Source organism: Olsenella porci, from assembly GCF_009695875.1.
In the GTDB taxonomy this organism is placed as follows: domain Bacteria; phylum Actinomycetota; class Coriobacteriia; order Coriobacteriales; family Atopobiaceae; genus Olsenella_H; species Olsenella_H porci.
On the sequence record NZ_VUNC01000010.1, the window covers coordinates 1 to 5,299 of the forward strand.

The following is a 5,299-nucleotide window of genomic DNA, read 5'->3' on the forward strand; positions in this document are numbered from 1 at the left end:
TGTGTGCGTCTCGTGGAGGCGCGGAAGCCCGGCCCCGTCGGGCGCGGCGCCGCGTATAGTTGTTCCTCGCGCCGCACGGGGGCCTCGGGCCCGGCGGGCGGCGGCGAACCTTGAGAACCGGATACTGCGATCGATGAGATCGACAAGTGACAGCAGATTAGCGAAGCTCGAACAGAGGTTCAATCACGAACGTCGATTCGGGCCCAAGCGAATCCAGATCAGCGAGCCGGGCCGGGCCGGACCCCGGGGCACCCCGATAACTTTCTTCGAGATGCACTTAAACAGAGGAGCCCCCCTCGGGGGGCACCGAACCGAGAGTTCGATCCTGGCTCAGGATGAACGCTGGCGGCGCGCCTAACACATGCAAGTCGAACGGCCGGAGCGCCCTCGGGCGCCGAGGCAGTGGCGAACGGCTGAGTAACACGTGGGCAACCTGCCCCTCGCACCGGGACAGCCTCGGGAAACCGTGGGTAATACCGGACGACCCCGCGCCCCCGCATGGGGGCGCGGGCGAAGCCCAGACGGCGAGGGATGGGCCCGCGGCCTGTTAGCTTGTTGGCGGGGCAACGGCCCACCAAGGCGATGATGGGTAGCCGGGTTGAGAGACCGACCGGCCAGATTGGGACTGAGACACGGCCCAGACTCCTACGGGAGGCAGCAGTGGGGAATCTTGCACAATGGGCGAAAGCCTGATGCAGCGACGCCGCGTGCGGGAAGGAGGCCCTCGGGTCGTAAACCGCTTTCAGCAGGGACGAGGCCGCGAGGTGACGGTACCTGCAGAAGAAGCCCCGGCTAACTACGTGCCAGCAGCCGCGGTAATACGTAGGGGGCGAGCGTTATCCGGATTCATTGGGCGTAAAGCGCGCGTAGGCGGCCAGCTAGGTCGGGAGTCAAATCCGGGGGCTCAACCCCCGCCCGCTCCCGATACCGGCCGGCTTGAGTCTGGCAGGGGAAGGCGGAATTCCCGGTGTAGCGGTGGAATGCGCAGATATCGGGAAGAACACCGGTGGCGAAGGCGGCCTTCTGGGCCACGACTGACGCTGAGGCGCGAAAGCTGGGGGAGCGAACAGGATTAGATACCCTGGTAGTCCCAGCCGTAAACGATGGACACTAGGTGTGGGGGGACGATCCCCCCGTGCCGCAGCCAACGCATTAAGTGTCCCGCCTGGGGAGTACGGCCGCAAGGCTAAAACTCAAAGGAATTGACGGGGGCCCGCACAAGCAGCGGAGCATGTGGCTTAATTCGAAGCAACGCGAAGAACCTTACCAGGGCTTGACATCTTGGTGAAGCGGCGGAGACGCCGTGGCCGAGAGGAGCCAAGACAGGTGGTGCATGGCTGTCGTCAGCTCGTGTCGTGAGATGTTGGGTTAAGTCCCGCAACGAGCGCAACCCCCGTCGCATGTTGCCAGCGGTCCGGCCGGGCACCCATGCGAGACCGCCGGCGTCAAGCCGGAGGAAGGTGGGGACGACGTCAAGTCATCATGCCCCTTATGCCCTGGGCTGCACACGTGCTACAATGGCCGGCACAGCGGGCTGCCAGCGCGCGAGCGCGAGCGAATCCCCAAAGCCGGCCCCAGTTCGGACTGGAGGCTGCAACCCGCCTCCACGAAGTCGGAGTTGCTAGTAATCGCGGATCAGCACGCCGCGGTGAATGCGTTCCCGGGCCTTGTACACACCGCCCGTCACACCACCCGAGTCGTCTGCACCCGAAGTCGTCGGCCCAACCCGCGAGGGGGGGAGGCGCCGAAGGTGTGGAGGGTAAGGGGGGTGAAGTCGTAACAAGGTAGCCGTACCGGAAGGTGCGGCTGGATCACCTCCTTTCTAGGGAGACCTAGGGGGGTGCCTTGTGGGCGGCCCGTCCCAGCTCCTGTCCTGCCACTCGTCGCGCCGCGAGGCGCGCAGCGTCCGGTCCCGAGGGCTCGCCCCCGGCGTACCTTGAGAGCCGCATAGCGTGACGAAGACGATAGATATTCTTCTTCATACTACGAGATCGCATCTGAGCGAGGCCCCGCACGCGGGGCCCCACGCTTGGGTATGCACCGGGCCGTCCTGCCGGAAGGCAAGATGGCAAGGGCACACGGCGGATGCCTTGGCACAGGGAGCCGACGAAGGACGTGACAAGCTGCGATAAGCCGCGGTTAGGGGCACATGCCCGCCTGACCCGCGGATCTCCGAATGGGCGAACCCGCCGGGGGGATGACCCCCGGCGCCCGCCGGCCGAACACATGGGCCGGCGGGGGGCAACCCGGGGAACTGAAACATCTAAGTACCCGGAGGAAGAGAAATCAACAGAGATTCCCCCAGTAGCGGCGAGCGAACGGGGAGGAGGCCAAACCGGGAGGCGCCTAGGCGCCCCCGGGGTTGTAGGGCCTGACATCGTCCAGTCATAAACCGGCGAGCGAGCGGAACGGCCTGGGAGGGCCGGCGAGACAGGGTTAGGGCCCCGTACGCGAAGCGCGCCGGCTGGCGTCAGGTACCTGAGTACCGCCGGACACGTGAAACCCGGTGGGAAGCAGGGGGGACCACCCCCCAAGCCTAAACACTACCCTGTGACCGATAGTGGACCAGTACCGTGAGGGAAAGGTGAAAAGCACCCCGGGAGGGGAGTGAAACAGCACCTGAAACCGTGTGCCCACAAGCAGTCGGAGCCGCGCCTTCGCGCGGTGACGGCGTGCCTTTTGTAGAATGAGCCAGCGAGTCACGGCGCGCGGCGAGGTTAAGCCTCGAAGCGAGCCGCAGCGACAGCGAGTCCCAAACGGGCGATGAGTCGCGCGCCGTGGACGCGAAGCCGGGTGAGCTATCCGGGGGCAGGCTGAAACGGGGGTAAGACCCCGCGGAGGGCCGAACCCACCTAGGTTGAAAACTGGGGGGATGACCCGCGGATAGGGGTGAAAGGCCTATCAAACCCGGAGATATCTCGTTCTCCCCGAAATAGCTTTAGGGCTAGCCCCGGGCGCTTACCCGCGGAGGTAGAGCACCGGATGGTCGCGGGGGCCTCACCGCCTACCAAGACCAACCGAACTCCGAATGCCGCGGGTCCCGAGCCCGGGAGTCAGAACATGTGGGCTAAGCTGTGTGTTCGAGAGGGAAACAGCCCAGACCGCCCGCTAAGGTCCCGAAGTCCGTGCCGAGTGGCAAAGGATGTGCGTCCGCCCAGACAACCAGGATGTTGGCTCAGAAGCAGCCACCCATTCAAAGAGTGCGTAACAGCTCACTGGTCGAGTGGACATGCGCCGACAATATACGGGGCTAAGCACGGCACCGAAGCGGCGGGCCAGGCCATGGGCCTGGCGGTAGGGGAGCCTCCCGTCCGGGGGGAAGCCGCGGGACGACCCGCGGTGGACCGGCCGGGAGCGAGAATGCTGGCATGAGTAGCGAGAGAGGCGTGGAAAACGCCTCCGCCGTAAACCCAAGGTTTCCTGGGCGAGGCTAATCCTCCCAGGGTCAGTCGGGGGCTAAGGCGAGGCCGGAAGGCGTAGCCGACGCACAGCAGGTCGACATTCCTGCACCACCGGCGCGGCGACATCACCGACGGGGTGACGGAGAAGGGTAGCTCGGCGGGGTTCTGGACGTCCCCGTGAACGCACGTAGGCCGGGGGGTAGCGAAGATCGCCCCCCGCGAGGGCCGAGGTGCGCGACGAAGCCTCCTTGGCGAAGCGAGTGAGCCCACGCTCCCTAGAAAAGCCCCTGGGGAGCCGCGAGGTGCCCGTACCGCAAACCGACACAGGTGGGTGGGTAGAGCATACCAAGGCGATCGGGAGAACCATGGTTAAGGAACTCGGCAAAATCACCCCGTAACCTCGGGAGAAGGGGTGCCGCCCCGGGTGGACGCGCTTGCCGCGCGAGCCCGGGGCGGCCGCAGCGAAGAGGCCCAAACGACTGTTTACCAAAAACACAGGACTCTGCAAAGCCGTAAGGCGACGCATAGGGTCTGACGCCTGCCCGGTGCCGGAAGGTCACGAGGAGCCGTCAGCGCAAGCGAAGCGGCGAATCCAAGCCCCGGTAAACGGCGGCCGTAACTATAACGGTCCTAAGGTAGCGAAATTCCTTGTCGGGTAAGTTCCGACCTGCACGAAAGGCGTAACGATTTGGGCGCTGTCTCGACCATGGACCCGGCGAAATTGCACTAGTCGTGAAGATGCGACTTACCCGCGGAAGGACGGAAAGACCCCGTGAACCTTTACTGCAGCTAGACATTGGCTGCCGGTCCGTCGTGTAGAGGATAGGTGGGAGACAGAGAACCCCGGACGCCAGTCCGGGGGGAGTCGCCCTTGGAATACCACCCTCGACGCTCTGGCATCCTAACCCCGCGCCGTGACCCGGGCGGGGGACCGTGTCTGGTGGGTAGTTTGACTGGGGCGGTCGCCTCCCAAAGAGTAACGGAGGCGCGCGAAGGTCCGCTCGGGACGGTCGGCAACCGTCCTCTTGAGTGCAAGAGCATAAGCGGGCCTGACTGCGAGACGGACGTGTCGAGCAGGTGGGAAACCAGGCTCTAGTGATCCGGCGGCACAGAGTGGAATGGCCGTCGCTCAACGGATAAAAGGTACTCCGGGGATAACAGGCTGATCTTCCCCAAGAGTCCACATCGACGGGAAGGTTTGGCACCTCGATGTCGGCTCATCGCATCCTGGGGCTGGAGCAGGTCCCAAGGGTATGGCCGTTCGCCATTCAAAGCGGTACGCGAGCTGGGTTCAGAACGTCGCGAGACAGTTCGGTCCCTATCCTCCGTGGGCGTAGGAGAACTGAGGGAGGCTGCCCCTAGTACGAGAGGACCGGGGTGGACGGACCTCCGGTGCGCGGGTTGTCAACCAATGGCACTGCCCGGTAGCCGAGTCCGGTCGGGATAACCGCTGAAGGCATCTAAGCGGGAAGCCCGTCCCGAGATGAGTTCTCCCTTCGGTAAGGCCCCTCGTAGACCACGAGGTTGATAGACGGCAGGTGCAAGCGCCGCGAGGCGCTCAGCCGAGCCGCACTAATCGGCCGAGCTCTTGACTTCCCTTTTCATCAGGCCCCCCTCGGGGGGGGAGGCCCGGTCGCGGTCCCGCGGCGTGGGGGAGGCTGTCGTCGGAGTCATGCTGTGCGGCCCCCAGGGCACGCGAGAGCGCCCTCGGAGTGAATGCCCCTCGCGGGCCGGCGGCCATGGCAGGGGGGGAACGCCCGGAACCATCCCGAACCCGGAAGCTAAGCCCCCGAGCGCCCATGGTACTGCGGAGTAGTCCGTGGGAGAGCGGGTCGCCGCCGTCCCGCGAGAGGCATTCGGAGGGGGTCCGTCCCTTTGGGGGCGGGCCCCCTCCTTTT

At 65.4% G+C, this 5,299-nt stretch carries 3 rRNA genes; all 3 read left to right on the top strand.

Annotation, left to right across the window (positions count from 1 at the left end):
- Positions 1 to 307 precede the first annotated feature (307 nt).
- Positions 308 to 1,822, top strand: a 16S ribosomal RNA gene (locus tag FYJ68_RS09895).
- Positions 1,823 to 2,058: 236 nt separating this feature from the next.
- Positions 2,059 to 4,997: ribosomal RNA gene (locus FYJ68_RS09900) — 23S ribosomal RNA — on the top strand.
- Positions 4,998 to 5,130: 133 nt separating this feature from the next.
- Positions 5,131 to 5,245 (top strand): 5S ribosomal RNA (gene rrf, locus FYJ68_RS09905).
- The 16S, 23S and 5S rRNA genes sit together here, the layout of an rRNA operon.
- The last annotated feature ends 54 nt before the right edge of the window (positions 5,246 to 5,299 follow it).